Raw genomic sequence first — 24951 nt, forward strand, 5'->3', positions numbered from 1 at the left:
CGGCGTCGTCGGCTCGGTCGTCGGCGTCGGGGTCGTCGTGGCGCCGGCCTCGAGCGTCACGGGGAAGCTGCCCGTCGTGCCGGATTCCTTGGCCCTCAGCGTGATCACGGCGTCGCCGGCGGCGAGGTCGCTCGGGGCGGTGAACGAGATCGTGGCCTCACCGTGGTTGGCCGGGTAGGGCGGGGTGGCGGCGCTCGTCGCGCTGATCGGGAACGTTCCGACCACGTGGCCACCGATCGAGACCTCGACCGAGGTGTTCGTCGGCGAGTTCTTGCTCGTCATGTCGAAGCCGGAGGCGGTGAACTCGACCTTCTCCCCGGCCTTGACGCTCGTCGGCTGGCCATGGATGGACAGCGACTGCTTGGCGTACGACGGCTTCACCGGGCTGTGCGCCTTGAGCCACTCGACGAACAGGCCCTGGTCGATGAGACCGGAGTCGGAGATCGGGCCACCCTCGTTGAGGGCGGTGAAGTTGTCGCCGCCGGCCATGAGGAAGGAGTTGGACGCGACGGTGTACTTCGCCGCCGGGTCGATGGGCTTGCCGCCCACCATGACGCTGGTGATGCGCGAGCCCGCGGGCTTGGTCTCGTCGAACGTGTACGTGACGTTGCTCGACAGGCCCATCTTGAGGAACGGGCGGGAGGCGCCGTCGGGCTGCCACTGCTGCTCGAGGAGCTTGACGAACGTCGAGCCCGAGATCTCACGCGTCGCGACCGTGTTGTTGAACGGCATGACGGCCGCGGCCTGCGCGAACGTCAGGTTGCCCGCGGCGTCGGGGACGAGGTCGGCGCGCACGCCGCCGGGGTTCATGATGCCGATCTCGACGCTGCCCGGGCGACCGGGCGCGTTGAGGGAGTCGACGTAGCTCTGCGCGATGGCGTTCGACAGGTTCGACTCGGCGAGACGGTCGTCGCGCGAGCCGTCGGGCTTGAGCGCCGAGGTGATCGGGCCCGTGGCCTGCGCGATGACCTGCTGACCGATCTGCGCGGCGCGCGCGTTCGCCGAGTCGACGATGGAGGCCGCCGCAGTGTAGGCGGGCAGCGACGCGCAGGCGTCCGTCGGCGCCGTGACCTTGCGGTTGACGACGGAGTACTGCTTCACCTTCCCCGAGGCCTTGTCGTAGCCGAGGTTGAGGATGCCCAGGTTGTGCGCGTAGAAGTCGGTCTGGATGATCGGGCGCGTGCCGTCGCCGTCAGGCATGGGAGCGTCCCAGTCGTACAGCTGGTGGGTATGGCCGGTGAAGATCGCAGAGACGTTCGCGCTCGTCTTCGTCACGATGTTCTTGAAGACGGGGCTCGCGGATTCCATCTGCTCCAGCGTCGCGCTGCCGCCCTCCGGCGCACCCTCGTGGTACTCGGCGACGACGACGTCGGCCTCACCGTTCGACGGGTCGCCGTCCTTCAGCTTCGCGGCGACACGGTTGACGGCGGCCACGGGGTCACCGAAGTCGATGCTCGCGATGCCGTCGGCGCCGACCATGTTCTTCGTGTCCGTCGTGACGGCACCGACGACGGCGACCTTGACGCCGTTGACGTCGAGCACCTTGTACTCGGGCAGCGCGGGCGTCGTCGTGCCCTTCTCGTAGACGTTGGCACCGAGGTAGGTCCACTGCGCGCGCGACTGGACGTGACCGGTCAGGTCGTCGAAGCCCTTGTCGAACTCGTGGTTGCCGACGGAGGAGACCTGCAGCTTCAGGGCGTTGAGGTAGTCGATCGACGGGTTGTCGTCCTGCGAGGCCGACTCGAACGGCGAACCGCCGACGTTGTCACCGGCCGAGATGAACGCCGAACCCGGGAACTCCTGCTCGGCCGAGGCGACGGTGCAGGCGAAGTCCTTCGTGAAGTGACCGTGGAAATCGTTGGTGCCGAGCAGCGTGACGGGCGTGAGGTCGGCGTCGAGCGTGGGAACGACGGTGGCGGCGTTCGCGGCAGGCGTCAGGGTACCGGCGAAGGCGAGTGCGAGCACACCGGAGAGGGCACAGGTGCGCGCGATGCGGTTGGTCATGAGGTTCCTCGAGGTTCGAAGTGTTCGGCGGACGCTCGGCCTGGGGCACGTCGCCGCTGCAGGAAGGACAGCGCCTCATTGTGCGCAGGCTGGCCACCCCCTGGGTGCCCCCAGCGCCCCCTGCGCATGATGTTCACCAACTGTTCGCCTGACGTCGTCGACCACGGGCGAAACCGCGGTGGCGGCCGTCCACCTCACCCACCCCGCCAGGCGGAATAGTTGAAATGTAAACTAGGTTGAACCAGGCAACCGATCGCCAGGAGGATCACATGCCCGCCGTCACCGCAGACACGCTCACGTTGCCGCGCCTCGCCGCACCCGCGGCCACGGCCCGCGAGCGCCGCGTCACCCGTCACGTGGCCGGCCCGAAGGGGTACGAGGGCGAGGGTTTCCCGGTCACGCGCGCCTTCGCCGGCATCCCTCACGACGAGCTCGACCCCTTCGTCCACATGGACGAGATGGGCGCCGTCAACTACGCCCCGGGCGAGCCGAAGGGCACCGACTGGCACCCGCATCGCGGTTTCGAGACCGTCACCTATATCATGGACGGGCGCTTCCAGCACCAAGATTCGCACGGGGGTGGCGGCATGATCGAGAACGGCGCCACCCAGTGGATGACGGCCGGTTCGGGCGTGCTGCACATCGAGACGCCCCCGGCCGAGCTCGTCGTCTCGGGCGGTTTCTTCCACGGCATCCAGCTGTGGGTCAACCTGCCGGCCGCGCAGAAGTTCGCCGACCCGCGATACCAGAACATCGACGGCACGGACTCCGAGCTCGTGACGACGCACGACGGTGCCGCGCTCATCCGCATCATCGCCGGCTCCATCGGCGGCTTCCGCGGCCCGGGCAGCACGCACACGCCGATCACGATGGCACACGCGACGATCCCTGCCGGCGTGCGCGCCGACATCCCGTGGGAGGCGTCCTACAACGGCCTCGTGTTCGTCCTGTCCGGTTCGGGCACCATCGGCAGCACGCCCGCTGACGGTTCGTCGCCCCGGCCCATCTCGGCGGGTCAGACGATCGTCACGAGCGCCGGTGACCTCATGACGCTGACCGCCGACGCCCGCCAGGACGTCGAGACCCCGTCGCTCGAGGTGCTGCTGCTCGGCGGTCGCCCCATCAAGGAACCCGTCGTGCAGTACGGTCCCTTCGTCATGAACACGAAGGCGGAGGTCATGGCGGCGTTCGAGGACTTCCGCTCAGGACGCCTCGGCCGCGTCCCCGCGGACGCCCTGCGCCCCTACCGCGCGACGGAGGCCGAACTGCGCGACGCCGTGGCCGCCATGCCGCACGGAGGCACCATCACGACCCCCTGACCACCGCGCCGCCGTCCCCAACTGCGATTTTCGTCCCCATCGGCGATTTTCGTCCACCTTCGAGGCCGGCTCGTCGCCCACGACGGGCCGGCCGGCGTCGTCACCCAACGGGCAGAGCGGGCATCTGCATGACGAACCACACCGCGAAGCCGACGGCCAGTGCGAGGGTGACGATCGCGACGACGGCCGTGACCGCGGGCGTCGTCCGAGGGCGTGGGCGCTGACCGCGCGGGGCTGCGATGACCTTCGGCAGCCGCCACACGTAGGCGAGGACGTGCGTCGCGGCGCAGATGATCCACCCCCAGAACGACGCCTCGTGCAGCGTCAGCCAGATCGTGTCCGGTTCGTACAGCGTCACGACGCCAGTGCCGATGACGCTCGCAGTGAGCACCACGAGCAGCGGCGCAAGCAGTCGCAGCACGATGAACGGTGGCCCTGACGCGACGTAGCGGCCGTCGCGCGTGTAGTAACGCACGAGCCGGTAGCCGGTGGAGGTCAGCTTGACGAGGACGACGACGCCCGCGGCGATGCCCAGCCCCGCATGCCACTCGATGAGCCCCTCGACGTCGAGCAAGGTGACGCCGACGGCGCCCAGGATGAGGACGAGCGAGGCGCCGAGCGTTGCGGTCAGGCGTGAGTTGGCGACGACGCCGTCGTCCGCGGCGGGCTTGTCGACGCTTTCGGGGCGGAACAGCTCGGCGGGGAAGAGCACCTCGTCGAGCGGTTCGGGCAGGCGATTCATGCGCCGATCATGCGGCCGCGCAGCGAGATGCGCCAACCAGTGCAGGCAAACCTGAGCTCGCCACCTCGTGCTCACTCCGGCGACACAGAACCCGCCCCGCGAAGCTGCCTGCCCGTTATCCACGCCCGCGGGGTCGATATCCACCGCGAGGCCATCGCGAAGCTGCGATGCTGAGGGGACGAGAACGGCGCTGACGCGCCCCGAGACCGAACCCGAGTTCAAGGAGAGATGACGATGACGCACGGTGAGCGGGTATGAAACTGCGTCCTCTGCGCCACCGTTCGGCAGGCCGCGCAATCGCCTCACTTCCCCGCGCGTCCACGCGCCCTGCCATCGCTCGCCTCGCGGCGACGCGCCCCTCGGCCGCGGCATACGTCGTCGTCGCTGCGACGACCAGCCTCGGGGCTCCGTTGCCCGACGATCGCCTCCACGCCGTCACCAAGCATCTCGTCGCACCGCTCGCCGCGCTCGACGTCGCGACTCGCCCGGGGGCGTGGACCCCGCGTCGCCGTCGTACCACCGGCACGCTGCTCGTCGCCCTCACCGGCTCGGCCATCGGCGACCACCTCATGCTCGCCGAGTCGCGCAGCGAGGGCGCGGCGGCTCGCCGTCATCTGCGTCGCGGCGCGGCCGCATTCGGTGTACAGCAGCTCGGCCTGCTCACCGTCATGCGCACGCGCGGCCAGCGTTTCACGCCGCGCACGATCGCAGTCGGCGTGACGACGCTCGCCGCGCTCGCCGTGGTCGATCACGTTGCCGCCCGGCGCGATTCCGTCTCGTCGATCGTGCCGGACGACAGCGCTCCGAGCGCCGCTCACAACCCGGACGCCGCCAGGGTTCAGCCGAGCGCCGCCGAGCCTCGCACGCCCGACGCGCCATCGTCCGCACTGCCCGACCCTGTCGTCGCGACCTACGGGGCGCTCCTCGTCGCCATGGCCATGCTCGCCCAGGACGACGCCCGTACCGCCCGCGGCGGGGCCATCTTCCTCGCGAGCGACGCCCTCATCGTCACCCGACAACTGCTGCCGCACAGCAGGCTGCGGCGCGTCGCCGACACCGCCGTCATGGCGACGTACACCGCGGCGCTCGCGATGCTCGTCGACGCGTTGGCCGCCGACGACATCACTCCCGCGCGATGTCACCGCGGGTGATAATGCAGGCATGGCTCTGCAGATCGACTACTTCGCCGCCGCGTCCGACGAGGAGGCCGCGGCGCTCGTCAACCTCGAGACGGGCGTGCGCTCGATCCCGTTCGACGACGAATCCGACGCTCCGGCAGTCGAGTACGACGTCGTCCCCTCCCAGGTCGTCGATCCGGGCCTCGCGCTCGGCTACCTCAACGAGCTGTTGACGGGCGTGCCCGTCGAGGAGTTCGTGACGAACGGCTGGCCCGCGCTCGTCGCGACGAGTGACGACGAGCAGAAGTTCGTCCTGCAGGTCGACCCGGGATTCGTCGCGCTCATGTCGACGCGCGAGGGGCCGTTCGGCGACCTCGCCGCCCAATGGGCCGCCGTCGAAGCACCCGAGGACGCCGACGAGTGGGAGGCCGACCCACGTGAACTCGGCGAGTTCCTGGCCCAGTTCGTCGCGCTCGCGCTGACGGCCGGCGACGAGGGCAAGCACGTCTACTGCTGGCTGTGGCCCTGACGGGTCTGGGTGCTCGCCGGCCCGGCGCCGCAGGAGACGCCCGCCGGATGGCAGGTCACTCACACGTAGGCGCGCAACTGCGTGCCTCCCTGTTCGCCAGTCGCCATCCTGCATCACGCGAGGCCACCGCAGCGCGCCATGCGAGGCCGCCACGCCGCATCACGCGCAGCGATCACCTCGCAAGATCCTCCCGCGACAGCGCACGGTAGGCGTGCCAGGCCGGTTCCTCGTACGGGTGCGCGGCGAGCATGGCGTCGAGCGCCCGCACGGCGTCGCGCCGCGGGCACACGACTTCGATGCGCTGCTCCTGCACGACCTCGGGGCGCCCTACGGCGCCGATGTGGGGCTGCGCGCCGGCGAGCGGTTCGAAGCGCCCTTCGCCGGTGACGCTGAACGAGCACGCGCGGTAGTCGCCGATCGCACCCGCCCCGGCCCGCGCCGCAGCGTCACGCACCGCGTCGACGTGGCTGACAGGGGCGAACACGACGATGACGACGAGGCCGTCGCGGCCGCCCGCACCCCCGTCACCGGCGCCGAGGTACTGGCCCCCACGCCGGACGGCGCGCGCCCAGCGCGTCTCATGCACCGTCGATCACCCGAACAGGACGGCTGCCTCGTCCCACTGCTTGCGCGGGACGGTCTTGAGCTCCTTCGTCGCCTCGGCCATCGGCACCGTCACGATGTCGATGCCCGAGAGCGCCACCATCTGACCCCACTTGCGCTGCATGACGGCGTCGATGGCGGCGTGCCCGAAGCGCGTGGCCAGCACGCGGTCGTAGGCCGTCGGCACGCCGCCGCGCTGCAGGTGGCCGAGCGTCGCGGCGCGCGTCTCGATGCCGGTTGAGCGTTCGATGAGCGGTGCGAGCGCCTCACCGATGCCACCGAGGCGCGGGCGCCCGGCGGCGTCGAGGCCACGTTCGGCCGCGATGTCCTCGAGCTCGCCCTTGTCGTTCTTCAGCTGGAACCCCTCGGACACGACGACGACAGGTGCACGCCCGCGCGCCTGCGTCAGCAGTACCCACTCGGTGATCTGCGCGAGCGTCACCGACACCTCGGGGATGAGGATGGCGTGGGCGCCGCTCGCGAGCCCTGCGTGCAGTGCGATCCAGCCGACGTGACGGCCCATGACCTCGACGACCATGCAGCGGTGGTGCGCCTCCGTCGTCGTGCGCAGTCGGTCGATCGACTCGGTCGCGATGGAGACGGCGGTGTCGAAACCGAAGGTGTAGTCGGTGCCCGACAGGTCGTTGTCGATGGTCTTCGGCACGCCGACGACGGGCAGCCCGTCAGCGGCGAGACGCGCGGCACCCGACAGCGTGCCCTCGCCTCCGATCGCAATGATCCCCTCCATGCTGTGCCGTTCCATGACGGCGCGGATCGCGTCGGGGCCTCCGACGCCGTCGATGCCGTTGTAGGGGTGCGTTCGGGAGGTGCCGAGGATGGTGCCCCCCTCCTTGGACAGCCCACGCACGCGACGGCGTGGAAGGGAGAACACGTCGTCGACGATGAGGCCGCGCCACCCGTCACGGATGCCGGCGAACTCCTGCTCATAGATCTTATCGCCCTTCATCACCGCGCCACGGATGACGGCGTTGAGGCCGGGGCAGTCGCCGCCAGAGGTCAGGATGCCGATGCTCATGCGCCTAGTTTCTCCCATGCGCGGCGGCAGGGGGCACCCGCACCGCCGGGTGGGACGTCGCGTCTCTCCCTACGGACGAGTAGACCCGCAGCCATGTGGATGGGACGGCAGCCGGCGCGACGCATCGCGCGTGCGCGGGGGACACCCGTCGGGAGGAGCGTTGCCCATTACGATGAGGTGTCACCACACCTCGACGGCAGGATCCGTGAGCATGACGCGCCCCGACGACACGACGCCTCAAGCCCCTGTTCCCACCGAGCCGGAGGCTGCGGAGCCAGAGCCATCCGGAACCCGCGACCCGTTGCTGCGTGGCGATCTGGCTCCCGCGCCGCGCACACTCGTCGACATCCTGCGCGCGAGCGTCGCCGCGCACCCGGACGACCCGGCCGTCGACAACGGCCAGGACGTGCTGACGTACGCCGAATTCGCCCAGGCCGCAGAGCAGTTCGCCGACGCCCTGCACGAGCTGGGCATCGGTTCGGGTGAGCGCATCGGCATCCGCATCCCGTCGGGAACCCTTGATCTGTACGTCGCGATCGCGGGGACGCTCGTCGCGGGCTGCGCGTACGTGCCGGTCGACTTCGACGACCCCGACGAGCGCGCCGACACCGTCTTCGGCGAGGCCGACGTCGCCGCCATCATCGGCAAGGACCTCGTCATCAGCCCCCGCGCGCCGCACGCCGACGACGCCGCGGCGCATGACGACGTGCGCACCGGCGACCCTGCCCTCACCGACGACGCGTGGATCATCTTCACCTCGGGTTCGACGGGCAAGCCGAAGGGCGTGGCCGTCACGCATCGCAACGCTGCGGCGTTCGTCGACGCCGAGGCCAACCTGTTCCTGCAGAACGCACCCATCGCGCCGGGTGATCGCGTCATGGCGGGTCTGTCCGTCGCGTTCGACGCGAGCTGCGAGGAGATGTGGCTCGCGTGGCGCTACGGTGCCTGCCTCGTGCCCGCACCGCGCAGCCTGGTGAAGTCGGGCATGGATCTGGGGCCGTGGCTGACGGCGAACGACATCACGATCATCTCGACGGTGCCGACGCTCGTCGCGCTGTGGCCGCACGAGGCGATCAAGGACGTCCGCCTCGTCATCCTCGGCGGCGAGGCGTGCCCGCCCGAGATCGGTGCCCGTCTCGCGACCGAGGCCCGCGAGGTGTGGAATACCTACGGCCCGACGGAGGCGACCGTCGTCGCCTGCGCCGCGCAGCTGACGGGTGAGCCACCCGTGCGCATCGGCTTGCCCCTCGACGGGTGGGATCTCGCCGTCGTCGACTCCGAGGGCAACCCCGTGCCGCAGGGTGAGGCGGGCGAGCTCATCATCGGCGGCGTCGGCCTCGCGCGCTACCTCGATCCGGCCAAGGACGCGGAGAAGTACGCGCCGATGCCGACGCTCGGGTGGGATCGCGCGTACCGAAGCGGCGACATCGTCGTCAACGATCCGATCGGTCTGACGTTCCAAGGCCGCGCCGACGACCAGATCAAACTCAACGGCCGACGCATCGAGCTCGGCGAGGTCGACTCCGCGCTGCTGCAACTGCCGCACGTCAGTGGTGCGGCTGCGGCGGTGCGTACCTCGGAGACGGGCAACAAGCTGCTCGTCGGCTACCTCACCGTCAAGGACGGCTTCGACCGCAAGGCCGCCACCGCGCACCTGCGCGAGACGATGCCCGCGGCGCTCGTGCCGCAGCTCGCCGTCGTCGACACGCTGCCGACGCGCACCTCCGGCAAGATCGACCGCGATGCGCTGCCATGGCCCCTCGAGATCCCGATGGGTGACGGCGACGGCGAGACGTTCACGGGCACGGCGGCGCGGCTGCAGGAGCTGTTCGCCAGCATCCTGGGCACTCCCCCGACGTCGCCGGACGACAACTTCTTCGACCTCGGCGGCGGCTCGCTGACGGCGGCGCAGCTCGTCGCGCGGCTGCGTGAGACGAACCCGGAGATCACCGTCGCCGACGTCTACGAGGCGAACTCGATCACCGAACTCGCCGCGACGATCGACCAGATGTCCTCTCCCACCGGGCGATTGAACGACAACGTCGTCAAGGTGCGCCGCAGCACGCAGACGTTGCAGGTCGTCGCGTCGCTCGCTGTACGCCAGTTCTCGGCGCTGCGTTGGCTGACGTGGTTGGGTGCCGGCGCGAACCTCGCGCACGCCTCCGGCATGACGTGGGTGCCGACGCTGAGCTGGTGGTGGATCCTCGTGGGCTGGGTGCTGTTCGTCGCCCCGCCGGGGCGGATGCTGCTGGCCGCCGGATTCGCCCGCACCATCCTCGCGGGGGTGACGCCGGGCGCGTACAGCCGCGGTGGACGCACCCACCTGCGCGTCTGGCTCGCCGAACGCATCGCCGACGAACTGGGCGCCACCAACCTCGCCGGTGCGCCGCTCGTCAAGTTCTACGGCCGCCTGCTCGGCTGCGACATCAAGAAGCACGTCGACCTGCACAGCCTGCCGCCCGTCACCGGCTTCCTCACGCTCGGCAAGGGCTGCTCGATCGAGCCCGAGGTGGAGCTGCGCGGGCACTGGATCGACGGTGACACGTTCCATCTCGGACGCATCGAGGTCGGACCGAACGCCCGCGTCGGCACGCGCTCGACGCTGCTGCCCGGCGCCCGCGTCGGCAAGCGCGCGGAGATCGCTCCCGGTTCGGGCGTGTTCGGTCGGGTGCCCGCCGATCAGCTCTGGTCCGGGGCGCCTGCCGAGCACATCGGCACCGCACGCGGCCCGTGGGACGAGCAGGCGCCGCCGAACAAGCCGATCTGGCTCGTCGCGTACGGCGCGACGGGCATCGCCGCGTCGCTCATCCCATCGGTGGGTTCGGCGGCCGGGCTGGCCGTGCTGTGGCCCTGGCTGCGTCACGCCGACTCGGTCGCGGACATCGCCCGCATCGGCGCGATCGGCGTCATCCCGGCGACGCTCGTCGGTTTCGTCGTCACGGCACTCGTCATCCTGGCTGCGGTGCGCGCCCTCGGCCGCGGCCTCGTCGCCGGCCACCACCCGATTCACGGCGGTCAGGGCTGGCGCGCGTGGACGACAATGCGCATCCTCGACGAGGCCCGCACCTGGCTGTTCCCGCTCTACTCGAGCACGCTGACGCCTAATTGGCTGCGCGCGCTCGGCGCGAAGATCGGACGTGAGGTCGAGGCCTCGACCGTGCTCATGCTGCCGAAGATGGCGGACGTCGGCGAGGGCGCGTTCCTCGCCGACGACACCCTCGTCGCCAACTACGAACTCGGCGGCGGCTGGATTCGCATCGCGCCCGTCAAGGTCGGCAAGGGTGCCTTCATCGGCAACTCGGGCATGGCCGCGCCCGGGCGCAAGGTGCCGAAGCGCGGCCTCGTCGCCGTACTGTCGGCCGCGCCCGCACGCGGGGCGGCGAAGAAGGGCACGAGCTGGCTCGGCTCGCCGCCGCAACGTCTGCGCCGCCAGGCCGGTGAGACGGACGCCTCCCGTACCACCGCGCCGCCGACAAAGCTGCGTGTCGCGCGCGCCGTCGTCGAGGCGCTGCGGATCATCCCGCAGTCGCTGCACTCGGCGCTCATCGCCGGTGCAGCGCTGACGATGCTGTGGGTCGCCGACACGCACTCGTGGTGGCTGGCGGCGCTGACGGCAGGATTCGTGCTCGTCGGCTTCGGCGCGCTCGGCGGGGCGTCCGCCGTCATCGCGAAGTGGCTACTGGTCGGGCGCCTGCGCGTCACCGAATACCCGCTGTGGAGTTCGTTCGTGTGGCGCAACGAACTCGCCGACACGTTCACCGAGGTCGTCGCCGCGCCCTGGCTCATCCGCGCCAACGGCGGCACGCCGGTGCTCAACCTGTGGCTGCGCGCGATGGGAGCGAAGATCGGCCACGGCGTGTGGTGCGAGACGTACTGGTTGCCCGAAGCCGACCTCATCCGCCTCGGCGACGGCGCCTGCGTCAACTCGGGTTGTGTCGTGCAGACTCATCTGTTCCACGACCGCATCCTCGCGATGGACACCGTCACCCTCGGCACCGGCGCGACGCTCGGCCCGAACAGCGTCGTCCTGCCCGCCGCGAAGATCGGCACACACGCGACCGTCGGGCCGACGTCCCTCGTCATGCGCGGCGAGAGCGTGCCTGACAAGACCCGCTGGCTCGGCAATCCCATCGGCCCGTGGATCGAGGACGAGAACCCCGCCGACGCCCGCCGCGACGGCGGCGAGATGGAAACCGACGACGCCGTCGCGCACGATGACGAAGCGGCGCGCACTTCGCAGGGCGCGACCCACGTCGAGTTCCACGACGAACCGTCCTCACCGGTAGCATCCGACGAACACCCCGGCGACGGGCAGCCCGTCACGAACGGCGCCTCCTTCGAGGGACGCGACGCCACGCCAACCGCACGACCCGAAAGCGATTCCTGATGTTCAGCAGCACTCCGAGCGGCGGCGCCGACCCCTACGTCCCGGGTCACGGCGATCTGGCGTTCGGCGTCGATTCCTACGATCTGACCCTCGACTACACGCCCGCCGGTAACCGTCTCGACGCCACGGCCGTGCTCGCCTGCCGCATCGTCGACGACGTGCCGGAGGCCTCGCTCGTCGACGGCGGGGTGCGCCGGATCGAACTCGACCTGCATCACCGGCTCAAGGTCGCGAAGCTGACGGTGTCGGGCGCGAAGATGGCGCGGTTCGGCCAGGAGCGTTCGCGGCTGTTCATCCGGTTCGCGCAGCCGCTCGCGCCGGGCGCGCGCTTCACCGTCACCGTCGCCTACAAAGGTTCGCCCGGTCCGATGCGCGGGCCCGATGGCGACGCGGGCTGGGAGGAGCTGGAGAACGGCGTCATCGTCGCGTCGCAGCCCCACGGTTCGCCGACGTGGTTCCCGTGCAACGACCGTGCCGCGGACAAGGCCGTCTACCGCTTCGCCGTGACGACGGATGCCGAGTACCACGTCGTCGCCAACGGCACTCTGCTGCGCCGCCGTCACACGGGCCGACGTGCGACGTGGACGTACGAGTGCACAGCACCCATGTCTCCGTACCTGGCGACGTTGCAGATCGGGCCGTACCAGACCCGTCAGATCCAGGCGAAGCCGACGGACGTCCGCCTCGTCTTCCCGCCTCGTCTGCGTGAGCCGGTCCGAGAGGCGTTCTCCGACCAGCTGCACATGATCGATTTCTTCTCCTCGCGCTTCGGCGCGTACCCCTTCGCCTCGTACACGGCCGTCATCACCGACGACCCGCTCGAGATCCCCCTCGAGTCGCAGACGTTGTCGACGTTCGGTTCCAACTTCGCGAACCGCGGCTGGGACGCGCAGCGCCTCATCGCGCACGAACTCGCGCACCAGTGGTTCGGCAACGCCGTGACGGCGGCGTCGTGGGAGGACATCTGGCTCCACGAGGGTTTCGCCTGCTACAGCGAGTGGCTGTGGAGCGAGGAGATCCATCTCGGGAGCGCCGACCAGCGGGCGCGCGAGGCGTGGCTGCGCCTGTCGCGGCTGCCGAAGGATCTGCGCCTGCACGATCCGGGCCCGAAGGACATGTTCGACGACCGCGTCTACAAGCGCGGAGCGCTGACGCTGCACGCCCTGCGCCTGACGATGGGTGACGCCGCGTTCTTCACGCTGCTGCAGCGATGGGTGGCCGAGAACACCGGCAAGACGGTGACGACGCAGCAGTTCGTGCGGCTCGCGGACGAGGTGGCTGCCGCAGCCGGCGTCGAACCCGTGGGCGCCCTCATCGCCGAGTGGCTCGAGACCCTCCCCCTGCCGCAGCTGCCTGGGCCAGGCTCCACGCGCGTCTGACCCACTCGAGCCATTGAATGTGGACAGGAATCGCAGATGGGTACGCGGCGCCGCCACCGAAGCGATCCAGGTCACACCAGATGGGTAGGGTGAGGGCATGCCAGCTGATGCACCTGAGCTTCCTGCGTTCACGCCGCGCGAGGACGTCGACACCTACTTCATCCCCCGCCTCGAGACCCCCGAAGGAGCCCCCGAGGGCGCGCGCCTGTTCGATCCGACGATCCACGTGCAGGGCGCCTGGAACGAGGGCGAGCAGCACCTCGCCGCGTCGGCAGGGCTCATGGTGCACTGCATCGAACAGCACGAGCCGCGCGACGACATGCAGCTTGCGAAGATCACCTTCGACGTCCTCGGCTTCATCCCGCTGCGTCCGACGCTCGTGTCGGTGCGCACGATCCGCCCCGGCCGCACGATCGAACTCGTCGAAGCCACGTTCAGCGTCGACGGACGAACCATTATCGTCGGGCGCGCGTGGCGTCTGTCGAAGCAGGATTCCTCACCGGTGGCGGGCGCCGACGTGCCCACCATGCCGCCCCTCGAAGAATGCACCCCCTACAGCATGTCGAGCATGTGGCCGGGCGGCTTCATCCACTCCCTCGACGGTTACGAGGCCGAACCTTACGTGCCGGGCCGACACCGCGTCTGGCTGCGCACGCAGCTGCCGATCGTCATGGGTGAACAGATCACCCCGACGACGCACTTCCTCTCCGTCATCGACGGCGCCAACGGCATCGCCGTCCGCGTCGATCCGCGCGAGTGGATGTACCCCAACGTCGATTTGACGGTGCATCTCTTCCGCCAACCCGACCCCACCGCAACGGGATTCGACACCACCGTCGCGATGGGCGAGAGCGGGCTCGGCGTCACGATGACGTCACTGCACGACATCCACGGCCCCGTCGGACGCATCGCGCAGAGCCTGACGGTCCGCAAGCTCTGACGCGCGATGTTGCCCGGGAATCGTCAGTGGGTGAACTGCACGCCCTGGGAGGCGTCGAGCACGACGCCGACGCGGGCGCCGGGCTCGAGCGCGGCCGGTTCGACGTCGCCGGGGTAGGCCACAGCAGCCAGCTCCAGCATGGGCAGCGCATCGAGCCGGACGCTCACGCGCGTCAACTCGTCCGCCACCGCGCTGTGCACGATGCTCGCCGCCAGCGCGCGGGGGGCCCGGGCGTCACGCGCTCCGGCCGCTTCGCCCCACGAGGAACCATGCGTCGCCCCGGCGTCACGCATTGCGACACCGTCTCCCGAAGAGGAGCCGGACGCCGTTCCTGTCGCAACCACCCGTAGGGCACTCTGACGCAACTTCCAACGCCCCGGCGCGAGGCCCACCGCTGTCGCCTCGTCGGGGTCCAGGGTCGTCGTGAAGCCGAGGAAATCGGCGGTGTCTTCGTCGGACGGCACGGCCCACACCTCAGGCGCGGCACCGTGCTGGACGATGCGTCCGTCGCGCATGACGGCGATGTCGTCGGCGACGGTGAGCGCCTCGCCGTGATCGTGCGTGACGAACAGTGCGGTCGCGTTCTCGGCGGTGAGGATGGCCCGCAGATCGGTCGACAACCGCTCGCGCAGGCCTCTGTCGAGGGCCGAGAGCGGCTCGTCGAGGAGCAACAACCGCGGTCGCACCGCGAGGGCCCGCGCGAGCGCCACACGCTGCTGTTGACCGCCGGAAAGCGTTGCGGGAGAACGCTTCTCGTAGCCAGGCAGCCCGACGAGGTCGAGCAGTTGCCCGACGCGTGCGGCCTGCTCGGCGCGCCCCACACCACGTCGCGCCAGCCCGTAGGCGACGTTCGCGGCGACGTCGAGGTGCCCGAACAGTTGGCCGTCCTGGAACATCAGCGCGAAGTCGCGCTTGTGCGTCGGCACGCGCGTCACGTCGTCGCCGTCGAAGCTGACGCGCCCCGCGTCGAGACGCTGCAAGCCTGCGACGGCGCGCAGCAGCGTCGACTTGCCGCAGCCGCTCGGGCCGAGGACGGCGAGCACGCGCCCGGCGTCGACGGTGACATCGACGTCGTCGAGCGCCGGTGACTCCTGGCCGGCGAACGTCACGCGGGCGCCGCTGACGACGAGCCCGCGCGCCGCCTCCGCGGCCCGCTCACCATCGGCCCGCTCGCCACCAGACGTCATCCCCTCGGACCGCGTCCCACCGGCTCGCAACCCGTCGGACCTCTCGCCACCAGACGGCATCCCGTTGGCCCGCTCTTCACCGACCGGCGTCCCACCAGCCCACGCCGGACCGGCGTCGCCTCGCCTGGGTCGTCCCACCATCAGCCCATCCTCCCTGCGGCGACGCCGCCGATCTTGTCGACGGCCACCATGACGAGGCCAGTCACGGCTGCGAGCACGACGGACGCTGCCATCGCGCCACCGAAGTTGGCGTCGCCGGGGCGCCCGATCAGCTGGTAGATGACGACGGGCAACGTCGGCGAATCAGGTTGCGCGAGAAAGGCCGTCGCGCCGAACTCGCCGAGCGAAACCGCGAGCGCGAACCCGGCTGCCGCGACGAAGGGTCGCCACAGCACCGGCAGATCCGCCGTCATCCATGCCCGGACCGGCGAGGCCCCGAGCGCGGCGGCCGCCTCGCGCGGACGTGGGTCGAGCGAGCGCAGCACGGGCGTCAGCGTGCGCACGACGAGCGGTAGCGCGACCATCGCCTGCGCGATCGGAATGAGCGCTGACGACGAACGCAGGTCGAGAGGCGGCCGGTCGAGCGTGATGAGGAAACCGAAACCGACGGTCACGGCCGAGACGCCGAGCGGCAGCATGAACGCCGCGTCGAGCAGCCGGACGACACGCCGCCCCGTCGGGCTCGCCGCGCGCCACGACACGACGACGCTGACGCACACCCCCAGCACGAGCGCGAGCAACGCAGCGTCGATCGCGATGCGCCAGCTCTGCGAGAGCGCACCGACGACCCCGAGGTCACCCAATCCGCGATAGTGCTGCACGGTCCAGCCGCCATCGGAACGCAGCGAGCGCACGAGCAGCGTCACCAGCGGCGCCAGGATGAGCGCCCCGACGGCGGCGGTGAGCGTCAGGGCAGCCACGTCACCGCGCCCAGGACGTCGCAGCGCCGTCTGCTGCGTCACGCCGCGTCGCACCCGCTCGTCATGACGCCCGATGCGCGAGCGTTCGCTGACGACGAGCAGCGCCGCGACGAGGACGAACTGCGTCACCGACAGCACCGCCGCGGCTCGCAGGTCGAGGAATTCGACGGTGAGGGAGTAGATCTCCGTCTCGAGCGTCGAGTAGCGCAGGCCACCGAGCATGAGGACGATGCCGAACGCCGTCGAGCAGAACAGAAACACGACGCTCGCGGCGCTGACGACGGCGGGGCGCAGCTGCGGCCACGTCACCGTCCGGAAGACCTCCCGCGGTGATGCCCCGAGTGCCGCCGCCGACTCCGCCGTGCGCGGGTCGAGCGACGCCCACATCGGCCCGACGGTGCGCACGACGACGGACACGTTGAAGAACACCATCGCGAGCAGCACCGGCTGCCACGAGCCGTCCCAGCCCAACCAGGCAAGCGGGCCGCCGTCGGCGAACAGCGACCGGAACGCGACGCCGACGACGACCGTCGGCATGACGAACGGTAGGACGACGAGCGCGCGCCACACCCCCGCCCCCGGCACGCGCAGCCGATACAGAGCGTGCGCGACGGGCACACCGAGCAGCACCGAGCACGCCGTCGCGAGCGCCGCCATCCACACGGTGAACCACAGCACGCGCAGGATGCGCGGGCGCGTCAGGACGTCCGTGAATCCGCCCAGATCGACGTGCCCACCCGGCGCGAGCCCACGCACCGCCATCGCTGCGACGGGCCACGCGAAGAAGATCGCGAGGAACACGAGCGGGACGACGGCAAGCGCGGCCATGACGAACGGCGCGCGAGCGCCCCGGGCTCGTGCGCCGCGACGCAGACCATCACGGGTGCCGTTCATCGCTCGGGCGTCACTTGGACGTGACGTCCTTCCACTTCGTCAGCCATTCGGAACGGTTCTTGTCGATGTCGGCGGGCGACACCTCGATCGGCTTCGTCGGCTGCTTCGCGTTCGCCGCCCACGCCTTGAGCAGTTCGACGTTCGAGTCGACGGGGAAGACGTACATCGAGTCGGGCAGCGACTTCTGGAAGCTCGCACCGTTCATGAAGTCGATGAGTGCCTTCGCGCCGTCGGGGTTCTTCGCCCCCTTGAGCACACCGGCGTACTCGGTCGATCGGAAGCACGTGTCGAGCAGCGCCGACGTCGTCGACGTGCTCGCCTTGTCGACGGTGAACGCCGGCGAGCTGTCGTAACTGACGACGATCGGACGCTTGCCCTTGCCGCTGCCGGTGAAGTCGACCTCGTACGCGTCGCTCCAGCCCGACGTCAGCTTGAGCCCGTTCGCCATGAGCTTCTTCCAGTACGCCTCCCAGCCGTCCTGGCCGTAGTGGCCGACGGTCGCGAGGAAGAACGCCATGCCCGGCGAGCTCGACGACGCGCCCGGCGCGACCATGAGGTTCTTGTACTCGGGCTTGACGAGGTCGTCGAACGACGCGGGCTTCGTCTTGTGGTTCTTCGTGAACCACGCGTCGTCGACGTTGACGCACACCGACGCGGTGTCGATCGGCGACAGCTGCCCCTTGCCCTGGCCGTCCGGCAGCTCGTACTTCGACGCCGACGCAGGCGCGCCCTTCGGGCTGTACGGCTCGAGGACGTCGTTCGTCGCGACACGCGAGGCGAACGTGTTGTCGATGCCGAACACGACGTCACCGAGCGGGTTGTTCTTGCTCAGCACGAGCTTGTTCGCGAGCTCACCGGCGTCACCGGACTTCACGACCTTGACGGTGTAGCCCGTCTGCTTCGTGAACTCGGCCATGACGTTCTTGTCGGGCGCCCACGACTCGTGCGTCACCAACGTGACCGTCTTCGACGCGCCCGAACCCGACGCACCCGAGCCGCTCGCCGAACTCGACTTCGACACCGACGAGTTGTTGTCGACGCTGCACGCCGCCAGCGCACCCACGCACGCGAGCGCCAGCACGGCGCGGCCACCACGAGACATCATGTGAACGTTCCTCCTCACGGCCAGTGAGGGACGTCGTCGCCCGCACGTACGCGCGACGAGTGAGAACTCGACTTCCTCCGCCGGTGCTAACCGGGTCAGGTTCGAGGGTTTGGTGCCGGGTGCGGCACGATCTCAGCGCACACTGCGCTCCCCTGTCGTTCGAGCGTGAGATTAGCACCGACCACCGACGGACGACACGCTTCGGCCCGCTTCGCACTCCGGCATCCCCGCTGCCGGCTCGTGCGCACCTCACGCCGACGCCGGATCCCCCGTGCACGAGCCGGCCGCCACGACGCCCACCCCCGTCAGACCGGGCTGATGACCATGCCGACTGGCGCAGCGACACATGCACGCGCGAGGATGGACCCAAGACATCAACGGCCCGAGGCTCGACGACGCCTCACGACGGCCGACGACACGTAAGGGGAAACACCATGGGCAACCTCGTGTGGAAGGTGCTGAGCATGGGCGCCGGCATCGTCGCCAGCAAGATCGCGACGACCACCGCCACCAAGACGTGGAAGATGACGACCGGCAAGAGCCCGCGCAGCGCGAAGGACCCGAACGCCAGCATCATCGAAGCCGCGATCTACGCCGCCATCTCCACCGGCGCACTCGCCGCCGCGAAGATGTACGCCGAACGCCGCGCCGCCGACTACTTCACCAAGTCCGCCGGCCACCCGCCGCAGGCCCTCGTCAAGCGCGCCGAAGAAGAAGCCAAGGAAGCCCAGAAGGGCAAGAGCCAGGCGCCCGTCGTCGTCATGAAGTAATTCCCCCTCGTCCGCTTTCCGGCGTGGGAGCCTCGCGAACTCGGCTCCCACGCTCGGTGCAGCAGACACGGGGGCGTCCATGTTGCGCATGGAGCTGTTCGCTTGGAGGGTCAGGTTCTGCCTGGCCCTCCTCGCGTGTCTCGGGCCGACGCATCACTGACCGTTCTGCGAATTTCTCCACACCGGCGAATTCCGTCCACATCCGCGATTCACGCCCGCCTCGGCGAATCTCGTCCACATTCACGTCCCGGCCGAACGTCACGCCGCGCTCCGGTGGCATGCTGACGCCACGAGCACGACCACCCGTGCAGAACTGCGCCTCGGCACGTCAGGCCGGACATACGCCTCCTGGAGAGGCACCGTCTACCCCGCAGGCGTCGCCGACCGCGTGCGCCTCGAGTACTACGCGGCGAACCTCTTCGACACTGTCGCACTCAACGCCAGCTACTACCGCTGGCCGTCACTCACGACCTTCGAGGATTGGCGCCGCCGCCTACCCGACGGGTTCCGCATTACCGTCAAGGCCCCCAAGGGCCTCACGCACGTCCCGCTTCGTGCGCGAGCGCACGTGAGCCGTCTGCCGTAACGTCGTCCCCATGACCACGGCACAGGGCACGAACCCGACGAACGACGAGGGCGCAGAGGGCGAGATCGTCCCCGAGGCGTTCAGCGAATACCGCGAGCACGAACCCGAGACCCCGGGCGTGCACGACGAATCCGTCACCGACGATGCGGAGCTGCGCCCCGACTACGCGGCCGTCATCGAGCGCATCGAGACGCTCGGGCCCGACGAGGTGTCGCGCCGCCTCGAAGCGGCCGGCAAGGGCCTGACCGAGCTCGGCGTGACGATCAACTCCGAGGACGGCAACCGCCCGTACCCGATCGACATCGTGCCGCGCATCATCTCGGCCGAGCGCTGGGCCGAGCTCAGCGCCGGCGCCGAGCAGCGCGTCCGTGCGCTCGAACTCTTCCTGCGCGACGTCTACGGCCCCGGCGAGATCATCAAGGCGGGCCGCGTCGACGCCGACATGCTGCGTCGCTCGCCCGGCTGGTCCAAGGACGGCCAGCGGGTGCCCGCCGACTTCGTCCGCGCCGGCATCTGCGGCCTCGACCTCGTCTCGCCCGCGTCCGGCGAGTGGATGGTGCTCGAGGACAACCTGCGCATGCCCGGCGGGCTGGGCATGACGCACATCAACCGTGAGGTGCTCGAGAACCACTTCGCCGAGATCCTGCCGCCCGCGGAGACGCTCGAGCACCCGACCCGGACGTACGGGCTGCTGCACGAGTCGCTCATCGCAAGCGCAAGACTCGTCGACGGTGGCGTTGCCGAGGGCGAGATCGGCCTGTGCATGGTCTCCCCCGGCCCGACGGACACGACCTGGTACGAGCAGAACCTCGTGAGCGGCCAGGTCGGCGCCGCCATCGTGACGGCAGACGCCCTCGTCGTCGACGACGGCAAGCTGTGGCGCCTCGACGGCGGCGAACGTCACCGCGTGCACCTGCTCAACCCGCGCATGGGTGAGACCGAGCTGTTCGAAGCGAAGGGCGCGGACGGTCGTCCGCTCGGCGACGCGCTGCGTGACGTGCTCGCGGCGGGCGCGGTCGCCATCGTCAATGCGCCCGGCAACGGCCTCGCCGACGACAAGGCGACGTACGCGCTCGTGCCCGACATCATCGATTTCTACCTCGGCGAGAAGCCGCTGCTCGCGCAGGTGCCGACGCTGCTGTGCGCCCGCGAGGACCACCGCGAGGAGGTGCTCGATCGCCTCGACGAACTCGTCGTCAAGCCGATCGACGGCTACGGCGGCAGCGGAATCACCGTCGGCCCGGAGTGCTCGGCCGACGAGCTGGAGACGCGCCGTCGGGAGATCCGTGAGACGCCTGAGCGCTTCGTCGCGCAGGACATCGTGCCGTTGTCGACCCTGCCGACGCTCGTCGACGGCTCGTTCGCGCCGAGCCACGTCGACCTGCGCGCGTTCGTGCTGCAGCGCCCGGACGAGCAGGACGTCTCGCGCACCGTCGCCGTCACGACACCGGGAGCGATGACGCGCGTCGCCCCAGCGGGCACGATGATCGTCAACGTCTCGGCCGGCGGCGGCGCGAAGGACACCTGGATCCAGCGCTGACGCCCGCATCGCGGCCCGGTGCGACACTCGAAGCGCCCTGACGCGATCGTCGACGGGCCGCGCCACCGTGCGCAGAGTTACGCCCGGTCGCGCAGCCCCACGCCTCTGCGTGCAAGTGCACCCAGGTGCACTTGCACGCAGAGGAGACGGGGCGCGGCGCCGTGGGTGAGACTGGAGTCATGACGCGCGACGCCAGCCAGCAGCCGACCGAGTTCATCCGCTCGATGGCGGACGGCACGACGAAGCAGGTCAACCCGCTGAGCGGTACGAAGGTGTGGACGGTGCCCGGCCGCGGCGACCGTCCCCTCGGGCTCGTCCCTGCTGATGTCAAAGACCTCGTGGCGCAGGACTTCACGTCGTCCTGCGCGTTCTGCTCCGAGCGCTACCTCGAGACGCCACCGGAGAAGGTGCGCTCCGTCCTCGCCGCAGGTTCCGCCGAGGCGCCGCGCTTCGTCCGACTGCGTGGTCTGACGCCGGCCGAGGTGACGTCGCAGGTCGCCGAGTTCCGCCGCATCCCGAACCTGTTCGAGATCATGTCGGTCGACTACTGGCAGGCCAACCACGGCTACACGTTCGACGACGCGATCGAGGCCCGCCGCCGCGCCTACGAGGCTGCTGACGGAGGGCGCGAACACCTGCTGCGCCTCGCGCGGGTGCGTCTCGGCAAGCGCGCCGAGGTCGCCACGGACGCCGAACTCCTCGACGCTGCAGGCGATTTCTTCGCGAGCACCCATGACGTCATCGTCGGCCGCCGCCACTACGTCGACGGCGCGACGCGCAGCGACCAGCTCGCCTCGTCAGGCGCCCTGACGCCGACCGAGCACCGCGAATACCTCGACCTGACGATCGACGCGATGGCCGAGCTGTACGCGACGAACCCGCACGTGCGCTACGTCGCGGCCTTCCAGAACTGGCTCAAGCCGGCGGGCGCGTCGTTCGACCACCTGCACAAGCAGATCGTCGGCATCGACGAGTTCGGCACCTCGACCGACCTCGACATCGATGCGGCGCGTCGCGATCCGCGCGTGTTCGAGGAACTCATCGCCTACGCGCGCAGCCACGATCTCGTCGTCGCGGAGAACGCTCACGCGATCGCCTTCGCCGGGTTCGGCCACCGCTACCCGAGCATCGAGATCTGGTCGACGTCCGGCACGTGCGAGCCATGGCTCATGACCGACGACGAACGTCACGCAATGGCCGACCTCGTCCACGCCGCGCATGCCGCGACCGGAGCCGACGTGCCGTGCAACGAGGAGTGGCACCACCGTCCGCCGTCCATGAGCGAGGTCGAGATCCCCTGGCACGTCGTGCTCAAGTGGCGCATCGCCAACCTCGCCGGGTTCGAGGGCAGCACGAAGATCTACCTCAACACCATCAGCCCCGCGGGCGTCCGCGACCGCGTCGTTCCCGCGCTCCGCCGGTTGCAGGACGAGGGCCGCCTCGCCCCCGGCATCCGCCTCTGATCGCTGCGCGCGTCACCGTCGGGTCGCGAAGAATTCCTTGAGGACCGCCGAACACTCGTCCTCACGGATGCCGCCGACCACCTCGATGCGGTGGGTCGAGCGTGAGTCGCGCACGACGTCCCACAGCCCGCCGCAGGCGCCGGCCTTGCGATCCCACGCCCCGAGGACGATGCGCGGCAGCCGCGCCTGAACGGCTGCCCCCGCGCACATGAGGCACGGTTCGAGCGTGACGACCAGGGTGCAGCCGTCGAGGCGCCAGCACCCTCGCGACGCTGCAGCGCGCCGCATCGCGACGATCTCCGCATGACCCGTCGGGTCGCCGTCGACCTCACGAAGGTTCGCGCCGACGCCGATCACCTCGCCGTCAGGATCGACGACGAGCGCTCCGACCGGCACGTCTCCCGCCGCGCCCACCTCACGCGCCAGTTCGAGCGCGCGCCCCATCCACGCGTCGTACGTGAGCTCGATCGCTGGTGCCACGGGAAGATCCACGGGTTAAGTTTGTCCCATGCGCGTCATCGTTGCCGACCACCCGCTCATCTCGCACAAGCTCACGACGCTGCGTGACAAGCGAACCGACTCCCCGACGTTCCGTCGCCTCGTCGACGAACTCGTCACGCTCCTCGCGTACGAGGCGACGCGTGACGTCCGCGTCGAGGAGGTCGACGTCGAGACGCCGGTGACGACGGCGCGCGGCATCAAGCTCGCGACGCCGCGTCCGCTGCTCGTGCCGATCCTGCGCGCCGGCCTGGGCATGCTCGACGGCATGATGCGGCTCCTGCCGACGGCCGAGGTCGGCTTCCTCGGTCTCGTGCGCAACGAGGAGACGCTCGAGGCGACGACGTACGCGAACCGTCTGCCCGACGACCTGTCGGGCCGTCAGGTCTACGTCGTCGACCCGATGCTCGCGACGGGCGGCACCCTCGCCGCGACGATCGACTACCTCGTCGAGCGCGGCGCCGACGACATCACGGCCGTCGTGCTCATCGCCGCGCCGGAAGGCCTGGCGAAGCTCGAGGAGTTGACGTCGCACATCGAGGTGCCCATCACCCTCGTCACCGGTGCGATGGACGAGAAGCTCAACGAGAACGGCTACATCGTGCCCGGCCTCGGCGACGCCGGCGACCGTCTCTACGGCATCGCGACGCACGACGCGTGAGCGCCTGAGCCGCATTCTCGATGGGGGCCGAAATCCTGCAGTGCAGGGTTTCGGCCCCCATCACGCTCATTCGGGGCTGAAACACTGCATGGCAACGTTTCAGCCCTCAGCCCCGAGCACCCAGGTCGATGGCGTCGCCCCAGCCAGCGTCACGAGCCTGCTTGTAGGCCGGGCCGGCCTTCTTCGTCACGACGGCGCGTCGCACCTGGCCGGCGAGGCCTGAGGCGTCGAGCGCCTCGCACACCTGCAGCTCGACGAACCCCTTGTTCTTCTTCGGATGCCGGATGATGCGGGCGTCGCGCTCGCTGGGGCGCTGCGTCAGATCGACGCCGTCGCGCAACGGCACACCCTGCGCCACGTGCGCGGGCTCACGCACCATCGCGACGTACGAGAACTTCTCGTCCTCGTGCGACAGCTCGCCACCCTTGATCTGCCGGTGCACCGACGAACGGTTGACGCGCGCCGCGAAGTGGCACCAATCCGGTTCCGTCTTGGCGAGCAACGGGCACGCCCCCTGATGCGGACATGGCGCCGCGACCGACCACGACTGCTCGAGCAGTTGATCGCGGGCTCGCAGGATGCGCGCGTAGCCGTCCGGCGTGCCGGGTTCGACGATGACGACGGCGCGCGTCGCCGCTGACGTCGCCTCGGCGACGATGCGATCGGCCTGCTGCGGCGACAACTCGCTCAACACATAGGAGACCGTCGCGAGATCGGCGCCGCCACCGGATGGCGCACCGACCGTCACGTTCCACGACCCGACGCGGCCCTCCTGCCACACGGTGCGCTCGAGGGCGGGCACCCCACTGGCGCGCGCGAGCCGCTGCCCCAGGTCGAGCGCGGCCGGCACCTGGTCGAGGACGCTGATGTCGCGCAGCGTCTCGAAGACGTCCGCCGCCGCCCAGGCCGCGGCGCCGGTGCCGCCGCCGAGGTCGACCATCGACGTCACCGAATCAGCGTCGAACACACCGGAATCGGCGAGGGCGCGCAGCGCCGAACGCACCGCACCGAACGTCGCGGGCATGCGGTAGTGGGCGTACGCGAGCACGTCGACGGGGCGCGCGAGAATGGGCTCGTCAGCCGCCGCGACGGCCCGATACCGGGTCGACAGGCGCGTGACAGCGTCACTCAACTGCTTGATCGCCGTACCGGAGGCTTCTCGTTCGAGCGCATCGCGCAGACTCATCGCCAGATCCACGCCGTCAGCGTACGCACCACCAGCGACAGCGGCGCGCGCGTTCCACGGCGGGCCCGACGGCGCGCACCCGCC

General features: G+C 70.0%; 20 protein-coding genes and 1 riboswitch. Of the genes, 11 read left to right on the forward strand and 9 right to left on the reverse strand.

Going from position 1 to position 24951, the window contains the following annotated elements; translation table 11 throughout:
• Nucleotides 1-2004: bifunctional UDP-sugar hydrolase/5'-nucleotidase (locus tag AX669_RS00010; protein WP_062255785.1), on the reverse strand; the 2004-nt coding region annotated here is incomplete at its 3' end.
• Between the two features lie 269 nt (nt 2005-2273).
• Between AX669_RS00010 and AX669_RS00015 the strand changes: the two genes are divergently transcribed.
• Nucleotides 2274-3323, forward strand: coding sequence for a pirin family protein (locus AX669_RS00015; protein WP_006945690.1), 1050 nt, complete (start codon nt 2274-2276; stop codon nt 3321-3323).
• A 100-nt stretch (nt 3324-3423) separates the two neighbouring features.
• Here the strand turns inward: AX669_RS00015 and AX669_RS00020 are convergent, their stop codons facing one another.
• Complete coding sequence (locus AX669_RS00020) at nt 3424-4065, reverse strand: hypothetical protein (RefSeq protein WP_062255787.1); 642 nt, start codon at nt 4063-4065, stop codon at nt 3424-3426.
• A 254-nt stretch (nt 4066-4319) separates the two neighbouring features.
• Between AX669_RS00020 and AX669_RS00025 the strand changes: the two genes are divergently transcribed.
• Nucleotides 4320-5216: a lysoplasmalogenase family protein gene (locus tag AX669_RS00025; protein WP_062255790.1), complete on the forward strand. Its 897-nt coding sequence runs from the start codon at nt 4320-4322 to the stop codon at nt 5214-5216.
• A gap of 10 nt (nt 5217-5226) precedes the next feature.
• The gene (locus tag AX669_RS00030; protein WP_062255792.1) at nt 5227-5712 is read left to right on the forward strand and encodes a hypothetical protein; all 486 of its coding nucleotides are present in this window, start codon (nt 5227-5229) and stop codon (nt 5710-5712) included.
• A gap of 172 nt (nt 5713-5884) precedes the next feature.
• Here the strand turns inward: AX669_RS00030 and AX669_RS00035 are convergent, their stop codons facing one another.
• Nucleotides 5885-6298 carry a hypothetical protein gene (locus tag AX669_RS00035; protein WP_082740386.1) on the reverse strand — a complete coding sequence of 138 codons (414 nt, stop codon included), beginning with the start codon at nt 6296-6298 and terminating at the stop codon, nt 5885-5887.
• A 6-nt stretch (nt 6299-6304) separates the two neighbouring features.
• Nucleotides 6305-7351 carry an ATP-dependent 6-phosphofructokinase gene (locus AX669_RS00040; protein ID WP_062255794.1) on the reverse strand — a complete coding sequence of 349 codons (1047 nt, stop codon included), beginning with the start codon at nt 7349-7351 and terminating at the stop codon, nt 6305-6307.
• Between the two features lie 211 nt (nt 7352-7562).
• Here AX669_RS00040 and AX669_RS00045 point away from each other — a divergent pair, with 211 nt between their 5' ends.
• The 3 genes from AX669_RS00045 (at nt 7563) to AX669_RS00055 (ending at nt 14057) form a co-directional block, all read left to right on the forward strand.
• Nucleotides 7563-11738, forward strand: coding sequence for a Pls/PosA family non-ribosomal peptide synthetase (locus AX669_RS00045; RefSeq protein ID WP_062255796.1), 4176 nt, complete (start codon nt 7563-7565; stop codon nt 11736-11738).
• Entirely contained in the window at nt 11738-13117 is a 1380-nt protein-coding gene (locus AX669_RS00050; RefSeq protein WP_062255798.1) for a M1 family metallopeptidase, read from the forward strand. Before AX669_RS00045 ends, AX669_RS00050 begins: the two co-directional genes overlap by 1 nt.
• Before the next feature lie 97 nt (nt 13118-13214).
• Nucleotides 13215-14057, forward strand: coding sequence for a thioesterase family protein (locus AX669_RS00055; RefSeq protein ID WP_062255799.1), 843 nt, complete (start codon nt 13215-13217; stop codon nt 14055-14057).
• Between the two features lie 23 nt (nt 14058-14080).
• Here the strand turns inward: AX669_RS00055 and AX669_RS00060 are convergent, their stop codons facing one another.
• From AX669_RS00060 to AX669_RS00070, 3 genes are all read right to left on the reverse strand, one after another.
• On the reverse strand, nt 14081-15244 hold the full coding sequence (locus AX669_RS00060) for an ABC transporter ATP-binding protein (protein ID WP_006945740.1): 1164 nt from the start codon (nt 15242-15244) through the stop codon (nt 14081-14083).
• Nucleotides 15245-15384: 140 nt separating this feature from the next.
• Nucleotides 15385-17058 (reverse strand): iron ABC transporter permease, encoded by a 1674-nt coding sequence (locus AX669_RS00065; RefSeq protein WP_082740388.1) that lies wholly within the window; start codon nt 17056-17058, stop codon nt 15385-15387.
• Between the two features lie 10 nt (nt 17059-17068).
• Entirely contained in the window at nt 17069-18163 is a 1095-nt protein-coding gene (locus AX669_RS00070) for a thiamine ABC transporter substrate binding subunit (protein ID WP_062255801.1), read from the reverse strand.
• Nucleotides 18164-18218: 55 nt separating this feature from the next.
• Nucleotides 18219-18327: riboswitch (TPP riboswitch) on the reverse strand.
• A 270-nt stretch (nt 18328-18597) separates the two neighbouring features.
• Between AX669_RS00070 and AX669_RS00075 the strand changes: the two genes are divergently transcribed.
• The 4 genes from AX669_RS00075 to AX669_RS00090 all read left to right on the forward strand — a co-directional run bounded on the left by AX669_RS00075 (nt 18598) and on the right by AX669_RS00090 (nt 22522).
• Nucleotides 18598-18933, forward strand: coding sequence for a DUF4235 domain-containing protein (locus tag AX669_RS00075; protein ID WP_006945679.1), 336 nt, complete (start codon nt 18598-18600; stop codon nt 18931-18933).
• A gap of 313 nt (nt 18934-19246) precedes the next feature.
• The gene (locus tag AX669_RS12825; protein ID WP_197418806.1) at nt 19247-19519 is read left to right on the forward strand and encodes a DUF72 domain-containing protein; all 273 of its coding nucleotides are present in this window, start codon (nt 19247-19249) and stop codon (nt 19517-19519) included.
• 10 nt (nt 19520-19529) lie between these two features.
• Nucleotides 19530-21059 (forward strand): circularly permuted type 2 ATP-grasp protein, encoded by a 1530-nt coding sequence (locus AX669_RS00085; RefSeq protein WP_062255805.1) that lies wholly within the window; start codon nt 19530-19532, stop codon nt 21057-21059.
• 179 nt (nt 21060-21238) lie between these two features.
• A complete protein-coding gene (locus tag AX669_RS00090) occupies nt 21239-22522 on the forward strand; it encodes a DUF4921 family protein (RefSeq protein ID WP_062255807.1) in 1284 nt (427 codons plus the stop codon).
• Between the two features lie 12 nt (nt 22523-22534).
• Here AX669_RS00090 and AX669_RS00095 read toward each other — a convergent pair whose 3' ends face one another.
• Complete coding sequence (locus tag AX669_RS00095) at nt 22535-22966, reverse strand: nucleoside deaminase (RefSeq protein ID WP_062255812.1); 432 nt, start codon at nt 22964-22966, stop codon at nt 22535-22537.
• 64 nt (nt 22967-23030) lie between these two features.
• Between AX669_RS00095 and upp the strand changes: the two genes are divergently transcribed.
• Nucleotides 23031-23681: a uracil phosphoribosyltransferase gene (upp, locus tag AX669_RS00100; protein WP_006945708.1), complete on the forward strand. Its 651-nt coding sequence runs from the start codon at nt 23031-23033 to the stop codon at nt 23679-23681.
• Between the two features lie 106 nt (nt 23682-23787).
• On the opposite strand, the gene AX669_RS00105 is transcribed toward upp, so the two are convergent.
• The coding region (locus AX669_RS00105; protein WP_369815044.1) for a small ribosomal subunit Rsm22 family protein at nt 23788-24951 on the reverse strand (1164 nt) is incomplete at its 5' end.

This window comes from Dermacoccus sp. CCH2-D9 (assembly GCF_001556795.1).
Lineage (GTDB): Bacteria > Actinomycetota > Actinomycetes > Actinomycetales > Dermatophilaceae > Dermacoccus > Dermacoccus nishinomiyaensis.

Excerpts from the sequence above, each read along its gene's own strand:
- AX669_RS00015 (WP_006945690.1), top strand. The coding sequence starts at position 2,274 with ATGCCCGCCGTCACCGCAGACACGCTCACGTTGCCGCGCCTCGCCGCA.
- AX669_RS00020 (WP_062255787.1), bottom strand. The coding sequence starts at position 4,065 with ATGAATCGCCTGCCCGAACCGCTCGACGAGGTGCTCTTCCCCGCCGAG.
- AX669_RS00025 (WP_062255790.1), top strand. The coding sequence starts at position 4,320 with ATGAAACTGCGTCCTCTGCGCCACCGTTCGGCAGGCCGCGCAATCGCC.
- AX669_RS00030 (WP_062255792.1), top strand. The coding sequence starts at position 5,227 with ATGGCTCTGCAGATCGACTACTTCGCCGCCGCGTCCGACGAGGAGGCC.
- AX669_RS00040 (WP_062255794.1), bottom strand. The coding sequence starts at position 7,351 with ATGAGCATCGGCATCCTGACCTCTGGCGGCGACTGCCCCGGCCTCAAC.
- AX669_RS00045 (WP_062255796.1), top strand. The coding sequence starts at position 7,563 with ATGACGCGCCCCGACGACACGACGCCTCAAGCCCCTGTTCCCACCGAG.
- AX669_RS00050 (WP_062255798.1), top strand. The coding sequence starts at position 11,738 with ATGTTCAGCAGCACTCCGAGCGGCGGCGCCGACCCCTACGTCCCGGGT.
- AX669_RS00055 (WP_062255799.1), top strand. The coding sequence starts at position 13,215 with ATGCCAGCTGATGCACCTGAGCTTCCTGCGTTCACGCCGCGCGAGGAC.
- AX669_RS00060 (WP_006945740.1), bottom strand. The coding sequence starts at position 15,244 with ATGACGTCTGGTGGCGAGCGGGCCGATGGTGAGCGGGCCGCGGAGGCG.
- AX669_RS00065 (WP_082740388.1), bottom strand. The coding sequence starts at position 17,058 with ATGAACGGCACCCGTGATGGTCTGCGTCGCGGCGCACGAGCCCGGGGC.
- AX669_RS00070 (WP_062255801.1), bottom strand. The coding sequence starts at position 18,163 with ATGATGTCTCGTGGTGGCCGCGCCGTGCTGGCGCTCGCGTGCGTGGGT.
- AX669_RS00075 (WP_006945679.1), top strand. The coding sequence starts at position 18,598 with ATGGGCAACCTCGTGTGGAAGGTGCTGAGCATGGGCGCCGGCATCGTC.
- AX669_RS00085 (WP_062255805.1), top strand. The coding sequence starts at position 19,530 with ATGACCACGGCACAGGGCACGAACCCGACGAACGACGAGGGCGCAGAG.
- AX669_RS00090 (WP_062255807.1), top strand. The coding sequence starts at position 21,239 with ATGACGCGCGACGCCAGCCAGCAGCCGACCGAGTTCATCCGCTCGATG.
- AX669_RS00095 (WP_062255812.1), bottom strand. The coding sequence starts at position 22,966 with ATGGGGCGCGCGCTCGAACTGGCGCGTGAGGTGGGCGCGGCGGGAGAC.
- upp (WP_006945708.1), top strand. The coding sequence starts at position 23,031 with ATGCGCGTCATCGTTGCCGACCACCCGCTCATCTCGCACAAGCTCACG.